The sequence below is a fragment of the Polymorphospora sp. NPDC050346 genome, assembly GCF_040655695.1.
Classification (GTDB): Bacteria; Actinomycetota; Actinomycetes; order Mycobacteriales; family Micromonosporaceae; genus Polymorphospora; species Polymorphospora lycopeni.
Genome location: NZ_JBFAKM010000017.1, coordinates 26,417 through 46,088, shown reverse-complemented (window position 1 = coordinate 46,088; position 19,672 = coordinate 26,417). Strand labels below are relative to the sequence as shown.

At 73.2% G+C, this 19,672-nt stretch carries 16 protein-coding genes; 10 read left to right on the top strand and 6 right to left on the bottom strand.

The window, feature by feature from the left end:
- Positions 1-295 precede the first annotated feature (295 nt).
- Positions 296-778 (bottom strand): 8-oxo-dGTP diphosphatase, encoded by a 483-nt coding sequence (locus AB0I42_RS19020; protein WP_357538840.1) that lies wholly within the window; start codon positions 776-778, stop codon positions 296-298.
- 340 nt (positions 779-1,118) lie between these two features.
- On the opposite strand from AB0I42_RS19020, the gene AB0I42_RS19015 reads away from it, so the two are divergent.
- The gene (locus AB0I42_RS19015) at positions 1,119-1,796 is read left to right on the top strand and encodes a GPP34 family phosphoprotein (protein WP_357538839.1); all 678 of its coding nucleotides are present in this window, start codon (positions 1,119-1,121) and stop codon (positions 1,794-1,796) included.
- 166 nt (positions 1,797-1,962) lie between these two features.
- Here the strand turns inward: AB0I42_RS19015 and AB0I42_RS19010 are convergent, their stop codons facing one another.
- Entirely contained in the window at positions 1,963-3,636 is a 1,674-nt protein-coding gene (locus AB0I42_RS19010) for a phospho-sugar mutase (RefSeq protein ID WP_357538838.1), read from the bottom strand.
- A gap of 133 nt (positions 3,637-3,769) precedes the next feature.
- The gene (locus AB0I42_RS19005) at positions 3,770-5,779 is read right to left on the bottom strand and encodes a protein kinase (RefSeq protein ID WP_357538837.1); all 2,010 of its coding nucleotides are present in this window, start codon (positions 5,777-5,779) and stop codon (positions 3,770-3,772) included.
- A gap of 769 nt (positions 5,780-6,548) precedes the next feature.
- Between AB0I42_RS19005 and AB0I42_RS19000 the strand changes: the two genes are divergently transcribed.
- Positions 6,549-7,811 carry an amidohydrolase gene (locus AB0I42_RS19000; protein WP_357538836.1) on the top strand — a complete coding sequence of 421 codons (1,263 nt, stop codon included), beginning with the start codon at positions 6,549-6,551 and terminating at the stop codon, positions 7,809-7,811.
- 415 nt (positions 7,812-8,226) lie between these two features.
- Here the strand turns inward: AB0I42_RS19000 and AB0I42_RS18995 are convergent, their stop codons facing one another.
- Positions 8,227-9,144 carry a DUF4349 domain-containing protein gene (locus tag AB0I42_RS18995; RefSeq protein ID WP_357538835.1) on the bottom strand — a complete coding sequence of 306 codons (918 nt, stop codon included), beginning with the start codon at positions 9,142-9,144 and terminating at the stop codon, positions 8,227-8,229.
- 148 nt (positions 9,145-9,292) lie between these two features.
- Between AB0I42_RS18995 and AB0I42_RS18990 the strand changes: the two genes are divergently transcribed.
- From AB0I42_RS18990 to AB0I42_RS18975, 4 genes are read left to right on the top strand one after another with little or no spacing between them, the layout of a single operon-like run.
- Entirely contained in the window at positions 9,293-9,922 is a 630-nt protein-coding gene (locus tag AB0I42_RS18990; protein ID WP_357538834.1) for an MBL fold metallo-hydrolase, read from the top strand.
- 31 nt (positions 9,923-9,953) lie between these two features.
- A complete protein-coding gene (locus tag AB0I42_RS18985) occupies positions 9,954-10,976 on the top strand; it encodes a hypothetical protein (RefSeq protein WP_357538833.1) in 1,023 nt (340 codons plus the stop codon).
- On the top strand, positions 10,973-11,785 hold the full coding sequence (locus AB0I42_RS18980) for a hypothetical protein (protein WP_357538832.1): 813 nt from the start codon (positions 10,973-10,975) through the stop codon (positions 11,783-11,785). The genes AB0I42_RS18985 and AB0I42_RS18980 overlap by 4 nt, the downstream gene beginning before the upstream one ends.
- A gap of 42 nt (positions 11,786-11,827) precedes the next feature.
- Positions 11,828-12,796, top strand: a complete 969-nt coding sequence (locus AB0I42_RS18975; protein ID WP_357538831.1) for a GNAT family N-acetyltransferase — start codon at positions 11,828-11,830, stop codon at positions 12,794-12,796.
- A gap of 56 nt (positions 12,797-12,852) precedes the next feature.
- On the opposite strand, the gene AB0I42_RS18970 is transcribed toward AB0I42_RS18975, so the two are convergent.
- The gene (locus tag AB0I42_RS18970) at positions 12,853-13,308 is read right to left on the bottom strand and encodes a gamma-glutamylcyclotransferase (protein WP_357538830.1); all 456 of its coding nucleotides are present in this window, start codon (positions 13,306-13,308) and stop codon (positions 12,853-12,855) included.
- Positions 13,309-13,436: 128 nt separating this feature from the next.
- On the opposite strand from AB0I42_RS18970, the gene AB0I42_RS18965 reads away from it, so the two are divergent.
- Positions 13,437-14,840, top strand: a complete 1,404-nt coding sequence (locus AB0I42_RS18965; protein WP_357538829.1) for an NAD(P)H-quinone dehydrogenase — start codon at positions 13,437-13,439, stop codon at positions 14,838-14,840.
- A 43-nt stretch (positions 14,841-14,883) separates the two neighbouring features.
- Here AB0I42_RS18965 and AB0I42_RS18960 read toward each other — a convergent pair whose 3' ends face one another.
- Positions 14,884-15,603, bottom strand: a complete 720-nt coding sequence (locus AB0I42_RS18960; protein ID WP_357538931.1) for a DedA family protein — start codon at positions 15,601-15,603, stop codon at positions 14,884-14,886.
- Positions 15,604-15,985: 382 nt separating this feature from the next.
- Here AB0I42_RS18960 and AB0I42_RS18955 point away from each other — a divergent pair, with 382 nt between their 5' ends.
- From AB0I42_RS18955 to AB0I42_RS18945, 3 genes are read left to right on the top strand one after another with little or no spacing between them, the layout of a single operon-like run.
- Positions 15,986-17,650, top strand: coding sequence for a circularly permuted type 2 ATP-grasp protein (locus AB0I42_RS18955; RefSeq protein ID WP_357538828.1), 1,665 nt, complete (start codon positions 15,986-15,988; stop codon positions 17,648-17,650).
- A complete protein-coding gene (locus AB0I42_RS18950; RefSeq protein ID WP_357538827.1) occupies positions 17,644-18,582 on the top strand; it encodes an alpha-E domain-containing protein in 939 nt (312 codons plus the stop codon). The genes AB0I42_RS18955 and AB0I42_RS18950 overlap by 7 nt, the downstream gene beginning before the upstream one ends.
- 46 nt (positions 18,583-18,628) lie before the next feature.
- On the top strand, positions 18,629-19,492 hold the full coding sequence (locus tag AB0I42_RS18945; RefSeq protein ID WP_357538826.1) for a transglutaminase family protein: 864 nt from the start codon (positions 18,629-18,631) through the stop codon (positions 19,490-19,492).
- The last annotated feature ends 180 nt before the right edge of the window (positions 19,493-19,672 follow it).

Below are 19,672 nucleotides of genomic sequence, written 5' to 3'. Positions count from 1 at the left end.
ACCGTCTTCGCCCTGCGGGCCGCGACCGCTTCGCGGCGCGGTCCTCGGGCTCCAGACGGTGCGGCGGCGCTCGGTCGACTCGCGACTTCGGTCGCGGTCTAAAGCTGTCCGTTGATTGCTTCGTCGGGGTGTTTCGGTTTGTGGTGGTTGCGGGCGGGGCGCTGTCTGGTTTGTCGGGGGCGTTGGCGTTGTGCGTTGTTGATCTGAGCGGGAGAGACCTATCCGGGCTGGATTAGGTCTCTCCTGCTCAGATCAGCGTTGCTGCCGGCCTTCGCGACGGGGGGTGACGGCGGAGTCAGCTCCAGCTCCAGCTTTGGGCCTTGCCGTCCTTGAAAGGCATGACGCCGTGGAAGACGCGGGGCTCGGGGGCGAAGACCAGGGGCAGGAAGTGGTGGTCGCTCTCCCACATCGGCACCCGGCCGGCCAGGATGTCGGCCAGGTCGGTCCAGAGCAGGGTGCCCTCGGGGCAGTCCTGCTTCGGCTCGCCGGTCCAGGACGGGATACGGAAGACGAACCCGAACCAGTTCTCGCCGGACCGCCCGAAGCCCGGCCACGACACCGTGCCGGCCAGCTCGACGGTCTCGCACTCCAGGCCGGACTCCTCGTGGATCTCGCGGCGCATGCCGGCGACCACGTCCTCGCCCGGCTCCAGCTTGCCGCCGAGGCCGTTGTAGTACCCGTAGTGCAGGTCGTCGGGGCGGGCGTCGCGGCGGAGCATCAGCACCTGCCGGCGGTCGGGGGACAGCACGTAGCCGAGCGTCGCGATGATGGCCTGCACCGGGCCACCTTAAGCGAACCGGCCCGGCCGGGCCGTAGGCGCGGTCGTCCGGCGGCCCGACCGCGAGAACCGGTCCGGCCGCGAGGAGCGGTCCGGCCGCGAGGAGCGGTCCGGCCGCGAGGAGCGGTCCGGCCGCGAGGAACGGCCCGGCCGCGAGGAGCGGTCCGGTGGCGAGGAGCGGTCCGGTGACCGGGCCCGGTGGTGGGGGACCGGCCCGGGCGCTGGTGCGACGGTCGGTACCTCCGGATACGGCGCCGCTGGCAGCGGCGGCGGAGCGTGTCTACGATCGGACGGCCAGGATGGATGCGGGACATGCGCGGACCGACTACCGTTCCGGGCCATGACGTCTGTTGCTCTCGCCGAAGAGCTGCTGCTGCTGGCCTACGACGACGAGTCCGGTAAGGCGACCGGCTCGCGGATCGGCCTGGACCTGGGGATGGCCGCGGCGGTGCTGGTCGACCTGGCGCTCGCCGGCCGGTTGGCCTATTCCGATGGCTCGATGGTCGTGATCGACGAGACGCCGACCGGCTCACCGCTCGCCGACGAGGTGCTGGCCCGGATCGCGGCCGACACCCCGAACAGTCCGGCCGCCTGGGTGCAGCGGCTGCGGCACGGCCTGCGCGACCGCGTGCTCGCCGGCCTGGTCGCCCGTGGGATCGTCCAGGATGTCGACGAGACCGCCCTCGGGTTCATCCACGTGCACCGCTACCCGATGACCGACGCGACGGCCGAAACCGATGCCCGGGACCGGCTGGCGAAGGCGCTCACCGGGGACGGGACGCCCGACGAGCGTACGGCGGCACTGGCCACCCTGATCGCCGCCGTGCGGATGGAGCCGACCCTCGGGCTCAGCGGCTCCGCCATCGACGACGCGCACCGCCGGCTGCAGGAGATCGCCGGCAGCGCAGGGTTCGGCGGGACAGTCAGCCTCGACGAGTCGACCGTACGGCCGTCGGTGGCGCTGGTGATCGCCACGCTGACCCGGGCCATCGACGCCGCCCTCGGCGCCCGCGCCTGACCGGCCGCCGGGCCGCCTGACCGGCCGCCGGGCCGCCTGACCGGCCGCCGGGCCGCCTGACCGGCCGCCGGGCCGCCTGACCGGCCGCGTGGCCGACGAGCCGCCTGGCCGACGGGCAACAGCAGCCCGGGCGCCCGCACCGGTCGGCCCGGGCGCCCGGCACCGGTCACCAGATGCCGAGCGCGGCGGCGGTTTCGGTGCGCAGTGCCTGCAGCGACGCGGCCGCCCGGCCCCGGGCCCCGGGGACGTCGTCCGCGGCGACCGGTTCGATCACCTCGAGGTACGCCTTCAGTTTCGGCTCGGTTCCGGAGGGGCGTACGACGACCCGGGTCGACGCGGTGCGCAGGATCAGCACGTCGGCGGCGGGCAGCAGGTCCTCCGTGGACGTGACCGGCTCGTCGAGCAGCGTGTCGGGGGTGCGGTTGCGGATGTGGGTCATGGCGGCGTCGATCTCGGAGAGGTCGTCGACGCGTACCGAGAGTTGGTCGGTGGCGTGCACCCCGAACTCGGCGGCCAGTTCGTCGAGCCGGCCGGTGAGCGTACGGCCCTCGGCCTTGAGCCCGGCGGCGAGTTCGGCGACGGTCAGCGCGGCGGTGATCCCGTCTTTGTCGCGTACGTGGTCGGGGGCGACGCAGTAGCCGAGCGCCTCCTCGTAGCCGTAGGCGAGGGGCTCGTCGCCCGCCCCGGCCCGGACGATCCACTTGAAACCGGTGAGCGTTTCGTCGAACGGCAGGCCGCGGGCGGCGCAGATGGTCCGCAGCATCGACGACGACACGATGGTGGTGGCGTAGAGGCCGGCCCGGCCCCGGCGGATCAGGTGGTCGGCGAGCAGTATGCCGACCTCGTCGCCGCGCAGCATCCGCCACTTTCCGCCGTCGGGTACGGCGACCGCGCACCGGTCGGCGTCGGGGTCGTTGGCGATGGCGATGTCGGCGCCGGTCTGTTCGGCGAGGGCTGTCAGCAGGTCGGTGGCGCCCGGTTCCTCGGGGTTGGGGAAGCTGACCGTCGGAAAGTCGGGGTCGGGTGCGGCCTGCTCGGTGACGACGGCGGGGGTGCCGAAGCCGGCGCGGGCGAAGGTGGCGGTGAGCACGGTGGCCCCGACCCCGTGCAGCGGCGTGTAGGCGATCGTCAGGTCGCGTGGCCCGTCCCGGTCGATCACGGCGGCGGCACTGTCCACGTACGACTCGACGAGGTCTTCGCCGAGGACGGTGCCGGGGTCGCCGAGCGGCACCGCGGACAGCGGCCCGACGGCCCGGATCGCCGCCTCGATCTCGGTGTCGGCGGGGGGCACGATCTGGGCGCCGGCGCCGGACGGGCCGCCGAGCGCAGTTCCCAGGTAGACCTTGTAGCCGTTGTCCTGGGGCGGGTTGTGGCTGGCGGTGACCATCACTCCGGCCGCCGCGCCGAGCCGCCGTACGGCGTAGGCCAGGACCGGGGTCGGCAGCGGGCGGGGGAGCAGGACGGCCTCCCGGCCGGCACCGGTCGCCACCCTGGCGGTCTGCTCGGCGAACGCCCTGGAGCCGTGCCGGGCGTCGTACCCGATGACCAGCGGGCCGTCGGCGTCGCGGGCGGCGAGCCAGGCGACCAGGCCGGCGGCGGCCTGGGTGACGACGGCGAGGTTCATGCCGTTGGGGCCGGCCCGTAGCGGCCCGCGCAGCCCGGCGGTGCCGAAGGTCAGCGGCCCGGCGAACCGGTCGGTGAGTTCGGCCGCGCTGCCCGGCAGCCGGTCGATCACCTGCCGGAGTTCGTCGCGGGTGGCGGGATCCGGGTCGTCGTCGAGCCAGATCCGGGCGCGCTCGCGCAGTTCGTCTAGTCCGGTCGTGCCGGTGCCGGTTGCCATCCCGTCTTGATAACACGGGCCGGCCCGGTATGCCGCCCCGGCCCGGCCGTCCCGCCGGGACCGGAACCGGCCGGGATACGCCGCGGCCCCACCCCGCCGGAGCGGGATGGGGCCGCTGGTGGTCTGGCGACGGCTATCCGTTGCCGGTCACCTGGAAGGTGCGGGTCATCTCGTCGAAGACCGGCCGGCTCTCCTCGAACCGGGCCTCGGGCGAGGTCAGGTAGAACGAGTAGGCCGTGCCGTTGGCGATGACTGCCTGCCACACGCCGTGCCGCTTGGTCTCGCCGTCACCGCAGGTGTATTCGAGTTCGGCGGCCGGCTGGCCGGCGAGCTCGACCTGACGCAGGACGATCTGGTTGTACGGCTTGGCGCAGGAGGAGGCGTTCTTGTCCAGCCGCCCGGCGGCGGCCTGGAGGAAGCGCATCGGGTCGGTGTTGGCCTTCTCCACCAGGATGCGTACCCGCCGGCCGGAGTCCTCCGGGTCGGTGAAGTCGATCCACACCCCGGTGCCGGTCTGCTTCCAGTCCTTGGGCACGTTGACCGACAGCCCGCGTTCGGCGTGCGTCTGCACCTCGAACGCCGGCCCGGCGGGTTCGGTGGGCGCGACCACCGGTGGCGTGGACGGTGCCTCGTTGTCGGAGCCGTTGAAGACCACGAAGGCGCCGATCAGCAGCAGCACAACCAGCCCGCCGGCGGCGGCGAGCTGGATCTTGCGCGGCCAGCCCTTCACTGTGGTGATCAGGGAGTTTCCGGTGCGCTGTACGCCGGCGACGGCCTGCGAGACGGCACCCGGCCCACCTGCGGCGGGGGGTGCCGGGGCGCCGACGGTGACGACCGGGGCGGCGACCGTGGCCGGGCCGGGTGGCGGCGACGGTCGGGCGGCGATGGTCGGGCCGACCTGGGTGGCCGCCGCGTTCGCGCCGCCGGGCGCCCAGGCCTGGGCGGTCGGCTCGTCCCACCGTTGAGGTTGCGGTGCCGGCATCTCGCCGGTCGCGCCGGGGTTGTCGGGGTCGAGCCCGGCGGCCGCGTACTGGGCCGGGGTCGGCATCTGCCGGCCGGCCTTCCGTAGCGCGGCGAGCCGGTCGGTCAGCGACTCGCCGGGGGCGATCATCGCCCGGCCGCCGATGCTGCCGGTCGGTGCCGGCTGCTGCGGCTTCGCGGGCTGGGCCGGTGCCGGCGCCGCCGGTGGGGTCGGCGGCTGCCAGGCCGGCCGCTGCGCGGGTACGACCGAGTAGGGATCGGTCGTCAGGTGGCCCGGCGCCTTGCTGGCGAGCTGGCCGGCCAGCAGTTCCCGGAGCATGTTGCGGGCGGTGTGGGTGTCGAGCCGGCGGGCCGGGTCCTTCTCCAGCAGCCCCATCAGCATCGGTCCGAGTACGCCGGCCCGGGTCATCGGCGCGGGCGGGTCCTCGACCACGGCGTGCATCGTCTCGATCGGGTCACCGCGGTCGAACGGCGGACGACCCTCGACGGCGGTGTAGAGCGTGACACCGAGGGAAAAGAGATCGCTGGGCGGCCCGAACTCGCTGCCCATGGCCCTTTCGGGAGAGATGAAGTGCGGCGAGCCGAGAACCATGCCAGGGGTCGTGAGCTGCACGTCCGTCGGCATCCGGGCGACACCGAAGTCGGTGAGTACGCAGCGGCCGTCGGAACAGATCAGCACATTGGCGGGCTTCACGTCGCGGTGCAGTACTCCGATTGCGTGCGCCACCTCCAGTGCGCCGAGCAGCGCGATGCCGATCTTGGCGACCGCCCGGAGGGCCAACGGGCCGTCCTCGATCACCATGTCGGCGAGGCTGCGGGCGTCGAGCAGTTCCATCACGATCCATGGCCGACCGGCTTCGGTGACCACGTCGTAGACCTGCACGACCGCGGGGTGTTGCAGAGCCGCCGCGGCCCGCGCCTCGCGCAGTGTGCGTTCGTACATGGCGTCGCGGTCGCTGGGGGCGAGTCCGGGCGGGAGGATGACCTCCTTCACCGCCACGTCGCGGCGCAGCAGCGTATCGGCTGCCCGCCACACCGTGCCCATGCCGCCGTGGCCGACGGCTGCGCGAAGTGCGTACCGTCCGCCGATTGTGGTGCCTGGTGCCGCGCGTCCGCTGGTAGGGCTGATTGGTCCGCCACTCCACGTCGGAATTTGAGTCACAGGAAATGCCGCCGAGGTAATCGAGGGTCCCGGATAACAACCCCTCTATCTTGGCGGTTGGGACGCCAGAAGGAAAAGGCGAGGGTGGACCTCGATCCGAAGTTGACTGGTTGCAGCCGCGCCGTTGCCCTAAGTCCCGAAAGTTGTACGCAGCGTGCGGAATCCCTTACCCGTTCGGCGGAGTGTGGATCCGGCGAACGTGCTCCATTCGCCGAAAGGGGCGCGCCGGCGGCCGCATACGGTCGGCGAAGACTGTGGGACGCTGCGTAACGTGGGGTGTCCGGGTCGACGGGCCCCGCCGGGCCGAAGGTGGGTGCCGCTGCCGCTGCCCGTCGTTTCGTCACGCCCCGTAGGGGCTGGGGTGTATCGGCCGGACCTGCGGGTACCTACGGTGGGTGACGGCGACGGACTGCCTGTGCGGGCGAAACGTGCGCGGGTGTGGCACGGTGGGGAGCGGGCTCGGGTCTGATCGATGTTCGCCGTACGCGTTCGTCAGGACTGGACGACACCTCCACTTGGTGGTGGTCTAGGGGTTTACGTCCGTTTTGTTATGCACCCGACGTGACCATCGCGACTGTCACACGTTGTAGGAGGTGTGCGAGACATGGCGGCGAACGAAACCAGTGCACACGCTGCCGCGCGAGCAACTCAGCAGGGATTTCGTGACTCTGTGCGATCTGAATACTACCGTAACGAAGTTGCGCAGCGTCACCGTCCTCGGTCTAGGCTGTCCAACGGATCACAAACTTCTACTGATCGAGAATTCGACGTGACGAGTGCGTTGACACTGCCCACCAGCAGTCCACTGGCGTCGTCCTGGCCCGAAACTCCGCCCGGGGCCGACGCGTTGCCCGGTCAGCTCGACCGCTGGCTCGCCTCCCGTGGAGCCGAACTGGTAAGCGTGCGTCGCCACATCCACGCGCATCCCGAGCTGTCCCACCAGGAGTTCGAAACCGCCGCGCTGATCGCCCGCGAGCTGGCCGTGGCCGGTCTCAACCCGCGCCTGCTGCCCAAGGGCAACGGAGTCATCTGCGACGTCGGCGAAGGCGACCGGGTCATCGCGCTGCGCGCCGACCTCGACGCGCTGCCGCTGCCCGACACCAAGGCCGTGCCCTACCGCTCCACGGTCGACGGGGTGGCGCACGCCTGCGGGCACGACGTACACACCACCGTCCTGCTCGGCGTCGGCCTCGCGCTCGCCCAACTCGCCGACCGCGACGAGCTGCCCGGCCGCGTACGCCTGCTCTTCCAGCCGGCCGAGGAGGTCATCCCGTCCGGCGCACCCGAGGTGATCGCCGCCGGCGGGCTGAACGACGTGGCCGCGATCTACGCGTTGCACTGCGCCCCCCAACTGGCCGCCGGCCTGGTCGGCGTCCGCTCCGGACCGCTGACCGCCGCCGCCGACACCGTCGAGGTCCGGCTCACCGGCCGGGGCGGGCACACCGCCCGCCCACACCTGACCGCGGACCTGATCCACGCGCTCGGCCGCGTGATCGTCGACGTACCGGCCCTGCTCGACCGGCGGATCGACGCCCGCGCCGGCGTCTCCATGGTCTGGGGACGGGTGCACGCCGGCGAGGCGTACAACGCCATCCCCGGCGAAGGCAGCATCAAGGGCACCGTACGGATCCTCAACCGCGAGGCGTGGCGGGAGGCGCCCGAGCTGATCAGCCAGCTCGTCAAGGACGTCGTCGCCGGCACCGGTGCCGAGGCCGAGGTGGTCTACACCCGGGGCGTACCACCGGTGATCAACGACCGGATGGCATCGGCGATCGTCGCGGGCGCCGCCGGGGCCGCGCTCGGACCCGACAGTGTCGTCGAAGCCGAGATCAGCATGGGCGGCGAGGACTTCGCCTTCTATTTGGACCAGGTGCCCGGTGCGATGATCCGGCTCGGCACCGGCGTCCCGGGCGTCGACAGCGGCTTCGACATCCACCAGTCCGCGTTCGACGTCGACGAGCGGGCGATCGGGTACGGCGTGCGGGTGATGGTGCACACCGCACTGGCCGCACTGGCCGCCGGCACGTTCTGAGCTGGCTCGGCTGGGCTGGCTGGCCCCGCCTCCGGCGGGGCTGGCTCGCTCCGCTTCGCGCCGCCTGAATGCACCGTCTTCGCCCTGCGGGCCGCGACCGCTTCGCGGCGCGGTCCTCGGGCTCCAGACGGTGCGGCGGCGCTCGGTCGACTCGCGACTCCGGTCACGGTCGACCCACGACCTGGTCGCGGTTTACTCGCGGCTCTGGTCGGGGACTACTCGCGACTCCGGTCGGGTCTGTTCGCGGCCCCGGTCGCGGTCGAGTTCGTCGTCTGCTGCGTTGAGGGGCCGGGCCGTCATACGGCCCGGAAGTGGCGGACGGTGCTGGGCCGGTCCGCCCACCCACCCTCATAGGGGAGTTTGGGGTGGGTGGGCGGACGTGGCTCGAAGCGGTGGCCGGCCCGGCGGCCGCGGGTCAGGACCGCGGGGGTGCGGTGACCGTGGCGGGCTCGACCGGCGGGCGGCGGTTGCGGCGCCGGAGCAGCCAGACGAGTGCGGCCACCGGCAGGCCGAGCACGATCAGCCACGGCAGCAGCGCGCCGACGATGGTCAGCAGCACCAGCAGCGATGTGACGAACATCTCCCAGCCGCCCTTGAGGCCCTGGACGAAGCCGAGTTCCTCCCCGTCGCGCTCCGCCTCGGGGCCGAGCAGCACCAGGGTGATCGTGGACAGCGCGGTCAGGTCGTCCAGCCGGCGCTTCTTCGCCTCCAGCGAGGCCAGGTCGGCCTCCCGCTTGGCCAACTCGCTCTCCAGCATCACCAGTTCGGTGAGGTTGGTGGCGCGGGCCAGCAACTGCCGGCCGCTCTCCACCCGGGCCCGCTGGCTGGCGAGCCGGGCGTCGAGGTCGAGGGCCTCCTCGGTGACGTCCTGCGTACTGATGTCGCGCTGCTCCTGGTCACCGAGCCGGGCCAGGTCGTCGACGACCGGGCCGAACCGGTTCGCCGGGATCCGCAGCTCCAGCGAGGCGGTCGAGCGCCGGTCGTCGCTGGTGCGCTTGTCCACCCCGACGAACCCGCCGGCCCCGGTCGCGATCGCGGTCGCCCGTCCGGCGGCCCGTTCGACGTCGTCGACCCGTACGGTGATCGAACCGGTGTAGATGATCGCCCGCTCGTCGATCCGGAACCGCACCGGCGCGCCTGCCGCCGGCTGCCCGGCCCCGGGCCCGCCGCCGGCCTCCGGCGCCGCCGCCACGTCGTCCTGCCCGGACTGCTGCTGGTGGTACGGCGCCGCCGAGTCCGCCGTGGACTCCGTGGTCGAACTGCACCCGGTGAGCGCGAGCGCGGCCGCCACGCCAACGGCGGTCAGGACCACGCCGACCCGTCGTACTGCCATGTCCCCCTCCGATCAGTGCCGTCGCCGGCCCACCCGGTGGCGGTTGCGCCCGCCCACCGTCCGGCGATCCGTCAGACGCGCGGCGCGGGTACGCCGGTTCCGGCAGACTTCCGGGAAGACATCTCGATTCGGTGCCGAGGGAGTCACGATGCAACTGACCAAGTACGGCCACTCCTGCGTCCGTATCGCGCACGACGGAGCGGTGCTGGTCATCGATCCGGGTGGCTTCAGCGAGCCGGCCGCGCTCGACGGGGTGGACGCCGTCCTGATCACCCACGAGCACTTCGACCACATCGACGTGGACGCCCTCGGTGACGCGCTCGCGAAGCGGGCCACGGTGACGGTGCACACCCACGCCTCCGTGCTGCCCAAGCTCGCCGGGCTCGGCGGCGTGGTCACCGCCGTGGAGCCGGGCGACACGTTCGCCGCCGCCGGGATGCGGATCCAGACGTTCGGCGGCTGGCACGCCGAGATCCATCCGGAGATCCCCCGGGTGCCCAACCTCGGCTTCCTGGTCAACGATCAGGTCTACCATCCGGGCGACTCGTTCGACGTGCCCGAGGGGGTGCAGGTCGACACGCTCTTCGTGCCGGTCTCCGCGCCCTGGCTGAAGCTCTCCGAGGCGGTCGACTTCGTCCGCGCCGTCGCCCCGCGCCGGGCGTTCGCACTGCACGACGCCCTGCTCAGCGACGCCGGCCACACCGTCACCGACGCCAACATGAGCAAGCTGTCCGGGTGTGAGTACGCCCGCCTGGAGCCCGGCACCCGCGTCCGCTGACCCGCTGCGCGGCCCGAACGGACACGGCAGGATGGCGGACGTGGCCGATGACATCGAGCAGCGCCTCTACACGGTGCCACCGGACCGGTTCGTCGCCGCCCGTGACGACGCGGTCGCCGCCGCCCGGGCCGCCGGTGACCGCGACGCCGCCCGGCGGATCGCCCGCCTGCGCAGACCCACCCTCGCCGCCTGGCTGGTGAACCTGCTGGCCATCAACCGGCCGGAGCTGGTGGCCGACCTGGTCGAGTTGTCGGCGGCGCTGCGGACCGCCCAACGGGAGCTGCGCGGCGAGCGGTTGCGGGAACTGTCCAACCAGCGCCGCGCTGCCGTGAACGCGCTGGTCGCCGCCGCCCGCGACCTCGCCCGGGCGGCCGAGCCGGCCGTCGCGGCCGGCAAGCTGCCGCTGCCCGAGGTCGAGGCGACCCTCAACGCGGCACTGTCCGACGCGGATGTCGCCGAGCAGGTGCGGTCAGGACGGTTGCTCCGGCCGGTCAGCTACGCGGGCTTCGGCGAGGTGCCGCGCCCCCAGCTGCGGCTGCTGACCGGTGGCGCGGGCCCGGCCGAACCGGCGGCCGGCCCACCGGGGAAGGGCGGGCGGGAGCGGCCCGGCGAGGAGCGGCCCGAGCCGCGGCGGGAGCAGGCCGAGCAGCGGGAGCAGGCCGAGCGGGAGCGCGCCGAGGAGGCGGCCCGGGCCGGGCAGCGCCGGGAGCTGACCCGCGAGCTGACGGCGGCCCGTAGCCGGCAGAAGCGGGCCGAGACGGACCTGCGCCGGTGCGAGGCGGCCGAACACGACGGGGTCGGGGCACTGAACCGGATCGAGGCCGAGTTGGCCGAGGTGGAGCGCCGGAGGGCCGCGGCCGAGGAGGAGATCGGCCGGCGCCGGACGGCCCGCCGCGCCGCCGAACGGGCCGCCAGCACCGCCCGCCGGCACGCCGGTGAGGTCGAGGCGGCGATCGAGGCGTTCGACGCCGAGACTGTTCCACAGGCGGCCCGGAGGGCAGACTCAGGGAGCGCCGGTCGCCGGCCGGCGCCGAAGGAGAGGCGGCGCGGTTGACCCCCGAACAGACCGCCGGCGCCGTCCGGGCCAGCGTGTCGGAGATCGGTACCGCGTTCAGCGAGTCCCCCCGCACGCTGCGCCGGGCCCGGCTGCTCGGCCTTTCCGGCTGGGCGTTCCACGTCGCCGGCCGGGCCGGCGCGCTGGGTGACGTACGTGCCGAGACGGTGGCGGCGGCCCTGGGCTTCATCGCCCCGGAGGCGGTCGCCGACGGCTGGGACGGGGCGCTGCGGGTGGCCGCCCCGGCCGACGTCGCCGCCCACAACCTCGCCGAATGCTGCCGGTGGGGGGTCGAGAACCTGGGCGACTTCCCACGGGTGTCCCGGCTGGTCGAGCTGGCCGGCCGGGTCGTCGAGGCCGCCGACCCGGCCGGCATGCCGCTCTTCGCCGCCTGGCGGGCGATGCCGGTGCCGGACGACTCGCCCGGTGCCCGGGCGGCGGTGCTGCTTCTGCTGCTGCGTGAGCACCGGGCCGGTGCACATCTGCTGGCCGTGCGGGCGAGCGGCATGACCCCGCTGGAGGCGATCATCGCCGGCCCGGAGGGGGAGGGCGGGGCGCTCGCGTACGGCTGGTCGCCACCGTTCCCGCCGGCCGAGCCGCTGATCCGGCGCTCGCTGTGGGCCGACGCGGTCGCCGACGGGATCACCTCGGGCGCGTACGTCGTACTGGGCATCGCCGAGCGGGTCGAACTGGTCGGGCTGCTGGAGAGCACGGTGGCCAGGCTGCGGGCCGCACCTGCCGGTGACCTCGACGACCCGGTGGGTGGGCGGGCGGAGCCGGGCAGTCGGCATGCGGACAGAAGCCCGTAATTCAACGGCGCGGGGCGGCCCGTCACGGGTTCAATGCCAGGCGTGATCCTTCCTGACGGCTGGTCGACCCGGCCCCCCACCATCGACGACGTGCCGGCGCTGCTCAAGGTGACCCATGCCAGCGACATCGCGGCCGTCGGCTATCCCGATTTCCCCGAGTACGAGGTCCGGGAGGTGCTGGAGGCACCGCACACCGACCTCGCCCGCGACCAGCTGGTCGCCGTCGACCCCGACGGGACCGTGGTCGGCTGGGCCTACCTCGACAACCCCAACCAGGCCACCCGCGAGTTCGTCGAGGTCTACGTACACCCCGAACTCGGCGTCCCGGCGCGGGCGGTGCTGCTGTCCCGGCAGCTCGCCCGGGTCGCGGAGAAGGCGGCCGAACTCGGGCTCGACCGGATGACCGTCCGGGCCGGAGCCGTCCCGACCGAGACCGGCTGGGCCGGTGACCTGCGGGCGGCCGGCTTCGGGTTCGTGAAGCGGTACGCCCGGATGTCCCGCCCGCTGGACGGCGTGTCGACCACCCCGCCGGCGCCGCCCGCCGGGGTGGAGGTACGGGTGGTGGACCCGTCCTCCGACGACGACATGCGGACCTTCCACCGGGTGCTGGACACCGCCTTCCGGGACACCCCGGACTACGACCCGATGACCTACGAGCACTGGCGGGAGCGGATCGCCGCGCTGAGCAGCGTCGCCTACGACGAGTGGTTCGTCGCCACCGTCGACGGCGCGGTCGCCGGCATCCTGCAATCGTCCGACCAGGGCGTCGAGGACGACGAGGGCTGGGTGCGCTACCTCGCCGTGCTGCGCGGGCACCGCAAGCGGGGCATCGGCGCGGCGCTGCTCGGGCACGCCTTCGCCGGCTACGCCGCCAAGGGGCGCAAGCGGGCCGGGCTCGGCGTCGACCTGAGCAACCCGACCGAGGCGGCCCGCCTCTACCGCGCGGCCGGCATGACCGCGTCGTACGAGGCCGACATCTTCGAACGGAGCGTCGAGGCGACCGCCGGGTGACCCGGCCGGGCCGGGTGCGGTGCCCCTCGGCGCCGCACCCCGGGGCCGGACCCGGGCTAGGGCGACGTGGTGCGGGTCGGCCGGGTCCGCAGCTGGGCGACGTAGTCGTCCGGCGCGCCCGCCTTCTCCGCCGCGTTGGCGATCTCCGACAGGTACCAGGCGGTCGGCAGGCCGCCCTCGTAGCCGTCGAAGACGAACACCCAGGCGGTGACCTCCCCGTCGAGGGTGGCCACCCGGACGTGTAGCTTGCGGTAGGTCCCGGCTACGACGCCTTCGACCTCGTCAAGCTGGGCAGCGTCCCAGGGATGTACGTCGTAGAGGGCGACGAACACGCGGTCGCCGGGCGACTCGACGACCGTGGTGACGGCACCTTCCCAACCGATCACCCCCTCCCCGGCGAAGGTGAGGCGCCAGCCTTCCAGCCAGCCGGTGCCCACCATTGGCGAATGCGGACAGTAGGCACGCATCCGAGCGGGGTCGAGGTTTGAGCCGTACGCGGCGTAATGACGCACGGCGATGACGATAGCTCGGCGAAGCGGTCGTGGAGAATACGACTGTGCGTGTCGGCACGGATCGAGGGAAGAAAGTCGCGGCGAGTGTTGCCGTGGATACCGAGGGTGACTAGGGAAGGGCGAGTGTCGTGAGCCGAATCGTGATCATCGGAGGTGGGCCGGCCGGCTACGAGGCGGCGCTGGTCGCCGCCCAACTCGACGCCGAGGTCACGGTGGTCGAGGCCGACGGCGCCGGTGGCGCCTGCGTGCTCTCCGACTGCGTCCCCTCGAAGACCTTCATCGCCAGTTCGGACGTGGTGACCGGCTACCGCGACACCGAGGAGTTCGGGGTGCACTCCGACGGGCTCGAGGCGGTCACCGTCGACGCCCTCGCCGTGCACGAGCGGGTCAAGCGGCTCGCGCTGGCCCAGTCCGGCGACATCCACGCCAAACTCGTCAAGGCCGGGGTGATCTACGTCCACGGCACGGCGCGGCTCGGCGACGACACACTCGGTCACACCCACCGGGTGTTGGTGACGCCCGCGCACGGTGACGCCCCGTACTCGATCGACGCCTCGACCGTGCTCATCGCGACCGGCGCTACCCCGCGCGTGCTGCCGTCGGCCCGACCGGACGGCGAACGGATCCTCACCTGGCGCCAGATCTACGACCTGCCGGCCCTGCCCGAGCGGCTCATCGTCATCGGATCCGGCGTGACCGGCGCCGAGTTCGCCAGCGCCTACCTCGCGATGGGCGTCGACGTGACGCTGGTCTCCAGCCGCGACCGGGTCATGCCGCACGAGGACGCCGACGCCGCGATGGCCATCGAGCGGGTCTTCCGGTCCCGGGGCATGACCATCCTCAACAACTCGCGGGCGGCCGGGGTGACCCGTACCGCCGACGGGGTGCGGGTCGAGTTGGCCGACGGGCGTACGGTCGACGGCTCGCACGCCCTGATGGCCGTCGGCTCGGTGCCCAACACCGAGGGCCTGGGCCTGACCGAGTACGGCGTCAACGTCGCGCCGGGCGGCTACGTCGCCGTCGACCGGGTGTCACGGACCAACGTGCCCGGCATCTACGCGGCCGGCGACTGCACCGGAGTGCTGCCGCTGGCCAGTGTCGCCGCGATGCAGGGCCGGATCGCCATGTGGCACGCGCTGGGCGAGGCGGTCCAGCCGCTGCGGTTGCGGACGGTCCCGGCGAACGTCTTCACCGATCCCGAGCTGGCGACCGTCGGCGTCTCGCAGAACGAGGCGGACGCCGGCAGTGTCCCGGCCCGCCAGGTGATGCTGCCGCTGGCCGGCAACGCGCGGGCCAAGATGGCCGACCTCCAGGACGGCTTCGTCAAGCTCTTCTGCCGGCCGGCCAGCGGCCAGGTGATCGGCGGGGTCGTGGTCGCGCCGAAGGCCAGCGAGCTGATCCTGCCCATCGCCATCGCGGTGGAGAACCACCTGACGGTGAACCAGCTCGCCCAGACCATCACGATCTATCCGTCGCTGTCCGGGTCGATCACCGAGGCGGCCCTTCAGCTGATGCTGCACGAGCCGGAGTAGCGGCGCCACCGGCCCGGCGGCCGGGCCAGTGGCGGCAGCGGCGTCACCGGTCCGGTCGGCCCGGCCCGGCAGCGGCGGCGGCCCGGCGGCCGGCCGGGTCGGCGAGCGCCAGCGCCCAGCCGGCGCCAGCGAAGACGACCGCGGCCAGCGCCGCCACCACCAGCAGCCGCCACGCCGACTGGGTGAGCGCCGAGCCGCCGACGTGGCCGACGAACCCGCCGTACGCCGCCCAGCCGAGCGCCGCCGCCGCGTCGTACGTCACGAAGAGCCGGGCCGGATAGCGTGCCCGACCGGCGTGGAAGCACGCCGCCATCCGGCCGCCGGGAACGAACCGGCAGATCAGGATGACCAGCGGCCCGGGCCGGCGCAGCCCGCGACCGAAGCGGCTCGCCGCGCGGCGGGCCCGGGCCCACCGCCGGGCGGCGCCGAGCAGCGGGGCGGTATCCCCGTCCGGCGGCTGCGTGCCGGCGGGGAGTGGTTCGGCGCCCGCGGGCGCGACCTGGCGGGGCCGGCGCAGGGCGGGCAGCCGGGCACCGGCCGGCGTCCACCGGCCGAGCAGGTAACAGGCCAGGTCGCCGGCGAACATACCGGCCGCGCCGACCACGATGGTCAGCCGCAGGTCTAGCTGACCGTAGACGGTCAGCGCCCCGCCGGTGATCATCACCGCCTGGGTCGGTACGACGGGTACGACGGCGTCGACGGCCAGCAGCCCGAGCAACGCGAGATAGGCCCAGGTGGGCGACGCGGTGAGCAACTCGGTCAACGTAACCTCGGCGCGGTCGGCCAGCGGTGGAGAGCCGGCGGTGTCCGGCACTTGACGACGATCGTCACGGTACGCGGCCGGACGCGACAGGTGCCGGACGTGCGCCCAGGTGTCGACCTCGGCACACCGGCGACGGACCGCACGTGCGTCGAACGCCCGCCGGCCGGCGTACCGTTGAGACGCGCGGCCGTCGACCTCCGGGTCCCCGTTCGGCGACGGGTCCGGCCGCCAGCGGGTCGCGGACAGGTCCCGTGTCCGCGACCCGCCATCGTGTCCGTCGCCGGTCCGGTGTTACCCGCCCGCAACGCGGCCGGCGTAGGTTCGACCCACGCGGGGTACGGGGCACTCTGGACCGCGGTCGCGAGCGGAAGGCGGCATCGCCATGGCTGACCTGTTCGAGGACTACCGCCTCGGTCCGGGCTGGGACGAGATGTTCGTCGACCAGGGCCTGCCGCGCGAGACGTACGAGGCCCTGCACGCCACCCTCCAGCCACTGTCGAGCGCCGAACTCGGCGTACGCGCCGACGTGCTGGCCCGCGCCTTCCTCGACCAGGGCATCACCTTCGCGCTCAAGGGCGTCGAGCGGCCGTTCCCGCTCGACATCGTGCCGCGCATCATCGCCGCCGAGCAGTGGCGGACCGTCGAGGCCGGGGTCGCCCAGCGGGTACGCGCCCTGGAGGCGTTCCTCGCCGACATCTACGGCGCCGGCCAGGCGCTCGCCGACGGGATCGTGCCCCGGCGGATCGTGGTCACCAGCGCGCACTTCCACCGCGAGGCGGCCGGCATCAACCCGCCGAACGGGGTACGCATCCAGGTCGCCGGCGTCGACCTGATCCGCGACGAGCAGGGCACCTTCCGGGTACTGGAGGACAACGTACGGGTCCCGTCCGGGGTCAGCTACGTGATGGAGAACCGGCGGGCGATGGCCCACGTGCTGCCCGAGGTCTTCGCCGCCACCCGGATCCTGCCCGTCGAGTCCTACCCGGCGCAGCTGCTGCGGGCGCTGCGCGCGGCCGCGCCGACCGGGGTCAACGATCCCACGGTCGTCGTGCTCACCCCCGGCGTGCACAACTCCGCCTACTTCGAACACGCCCTGCTCGCCCGCGAGATGGGCGTCGAACTGGTCGAGGGGCGCGACCTGGTCTGCCTGGGCAACGAGGTCGCCATGCGGACCACGGCCGGCGAGAAGCGGGTCGACGTCATCTACCGGCGCATCGACGACGAGTTCCTGGACCCGGTGCACTTCCGGGCCGATTCGATGCTCGGCGTCGCCGGCCTGCTCAACGCCGCCCGCGCCGGCCGGGTCACCATCGCCAACGCGGTCGGCAACGGCGTCGCCGACGACAAGCTCCTCTACACGTACGTGCCCGACCTGATCCGGTACTACCTGGGCGAGGAGGCGATCCTGCCCAACGTGGAGACCTACCGGCTGGAGGATCCCGACGTCCTCGGGCACGTCCTCGACCGGCTCGACCAGCTCGTCCTCAAGCCGGTCGACGGCTCCGGCGGTGCCGGCATCGTCATCGGCTCGCAGGCCACCGACGCGCAGCTCGCCGAACTCCGCGCGCGGGTCAGCCACGACCCGCGCGGCTGGATCGCCCAGCGCGAGGTCGCCCTGTCGATGGTCCCCACCCTGATCGGCAACCGGCTGCGGGCCCGGCACGTCGACCTGCGGCCGTTCGCCGTCAACGACGGGGACAAGGTCTGGGTGCTGCCCGGTGGCCTCACCCGCGTCGCGCTGCCCGAGGGCGCGCTGGTGGTCAACTCCAGCCAGGGCGGCGGCTCCAAGGACACCTGGGTGCTCGCCGGCAGCGCGTCGGCCGCCACCCCGGTCGACGACCCGCCGGTCCTCGTCGCGATCCCGGAGCCGGTGGAACCGGTCAGCGTGCCCGCGCCGCGCAGCCCCGATCCCGGGCCGGGGCTCGGCCCGGCGATAGCCCAGCAACAGCAGCAACAGCAGTCCGCCCGGACGAACGGGGAGGAGTCCGCCCGGGCGGTCGGGGAAGGGTCCGCCCGAACGGTCGGGGAGGAGGAGGTCGGATGCTGAGCCGGATCGCCGAGTCGCTCTACTGGATCGGCCGCTACGTGGAGCGGGCCGAGGACACCGCCCGCATCCTCGACGTACACCTGCACCGGATGGTCGCCGACCCGTGGGTCGACGAGGAGGTCGCCTGCCGGTCGTTGCTCGCCGTGATGGGCGTCGCCGGCGCCGACGGGCCGGTCACCTCGGCCCGGGTGGTGGGGCTGCTCGGCCTTGACGAGCAGAACCCGAGTTCGGTGGTCGGGGCGCTGGCCGCGGCCCGGGAGAACGCGCGTGGCGCCCGCGAGACGGTGTCGTCGGAGATGTGGGAGTGCCTCAACACGACCTGGCACGGGCTGCCGGACGCCCGGCGGCGGGTCGAGCAGCAGGGCGTGCACGCCTTCTTCCGTTGGGTCCGGGAACGCTGCTCGGTGATGGCCGGTCTCACCGACGCCACCATGAGCCGCGACGAGGGCTGGCACTTCCTGGTGCTGGGCCGCAGCGTCGAACGGGTCGACATGACCGCCCGGCTGCTGTCCACCCACGTACGCGCCGGCGGCAGCATCCCGTCCTGGTTGACCCTGCTGCGGTCCTGCGGGGCGTGGGAGACGTTCCTGCGCACCTACCGTGGCTCGCTCGACGACCGCTACGCCGCCGAGTTCCTGCTGCTCGACCGGCTCTTCCCACGCTCGGTCTTCGCCGCGCTGTCGCGCGCCGAGGCGTGCCTGTCCGAACTGGAACCCGACCCGGGCCGGGCCGGGGTCGCCACCGACGTGCAGCGCATCGTCGGCCGGGCCCGGACCGGCCTGGAGTTCCGCGGCGCCGACGAGCTGATGACCGACCTGGGTGGCGTACTGGCCAGCCTGGAGGGAACCTGCTCGCAGATCAACGACGCGGTGTCCCGCCGCTACTTCCGGCAGACGTCGGCGGTCTCCTGGGTTTCCGAGGCCGTGGCATGACGAGTTCCGGTCCCCGATCCGCCGGTCGGCAACGGAGGTACGACGCGTGACGGTCAGCAGTTGGCGGTTGAAGATCCAGCACCGGACCGGGTTCACCTACGCCGGCAAGGTCGACTCGTCGTACAACGAGGCCCGGATGTCGCCGCGCAACGAGACCCGCCAGGCGGTGCTGGACGCGCGGGTGGAGGTGTGGCCGACGGCCCGGACCTACCGCTACGAGGACTACTGGGGCACCATCGTCACCGCGTTCGACGTGCACAGCGCGCACGAGTCGTTGCAGGTGACCGCCACCGCCACGGTCGAGACGCTGCCCGCCGGCGACCTGCTGCCGAGCACCGGCGGGGTCGGCTGGGAGGAGTTGGCGACGCCGGCCAACGTGGACCGCTGGCACGAACTGCTGCTGCCGACCCCGCGCACCGCGATCGACGAGGAGCTGACCGAACTCGCCGAGTCGGTGCGGGCGGACCACCCGACCCCGCACGCGGCGGCGATGGCGCTCTGCGAGCTGATCCGCGCCGAGATGACGTACGAGGCCGGGGCGACCGGGGTGCAGACCGACGCGGTGCAGTCCTGGCGCCAGCGCAAGGGGGTCTGCCAGGACATCAGCCACCTGGTGGTGGGGCTGCTGCGGGCGATGGGCACCCCGGCCCGGTACGTCTCCGGCTACCTGCATCCGAACCCGGACGCGGCGGTCGGCGAGACGGTGGTCGGCCAGAGCCACGCCTGGGTGGAGTGGTGGGTGGGCCGCTGGACGGCCTTCGACCCGACCAACGGCGTACCGGTCGGCGAGCGCCACGTCGTCGTCGGCCGCGGCCGCGAGTACGCCGACGTCCCCCCGCTGAAGGGTGTCTATTCGGGGCCGCCCAACACCGGCCAGGGCGTGGAAGTCTCCCTGACCCGCCTCCGCTAGCCCCCGAAGATCCGCGTGATCAGGGACCTGGACGGGCGTGTCGTCGGCGTGTCGGGGGGCAAACTCCCTGATCGCGGTGATCAGAAACGGGTGGCGGCGCGGTGCGCGCGAGAGCTAGGCTGTGCGGCATGCGTAATGCGGCAGTGCTGACGACGACGCCGGGGAACCCCGGCGCGGCGC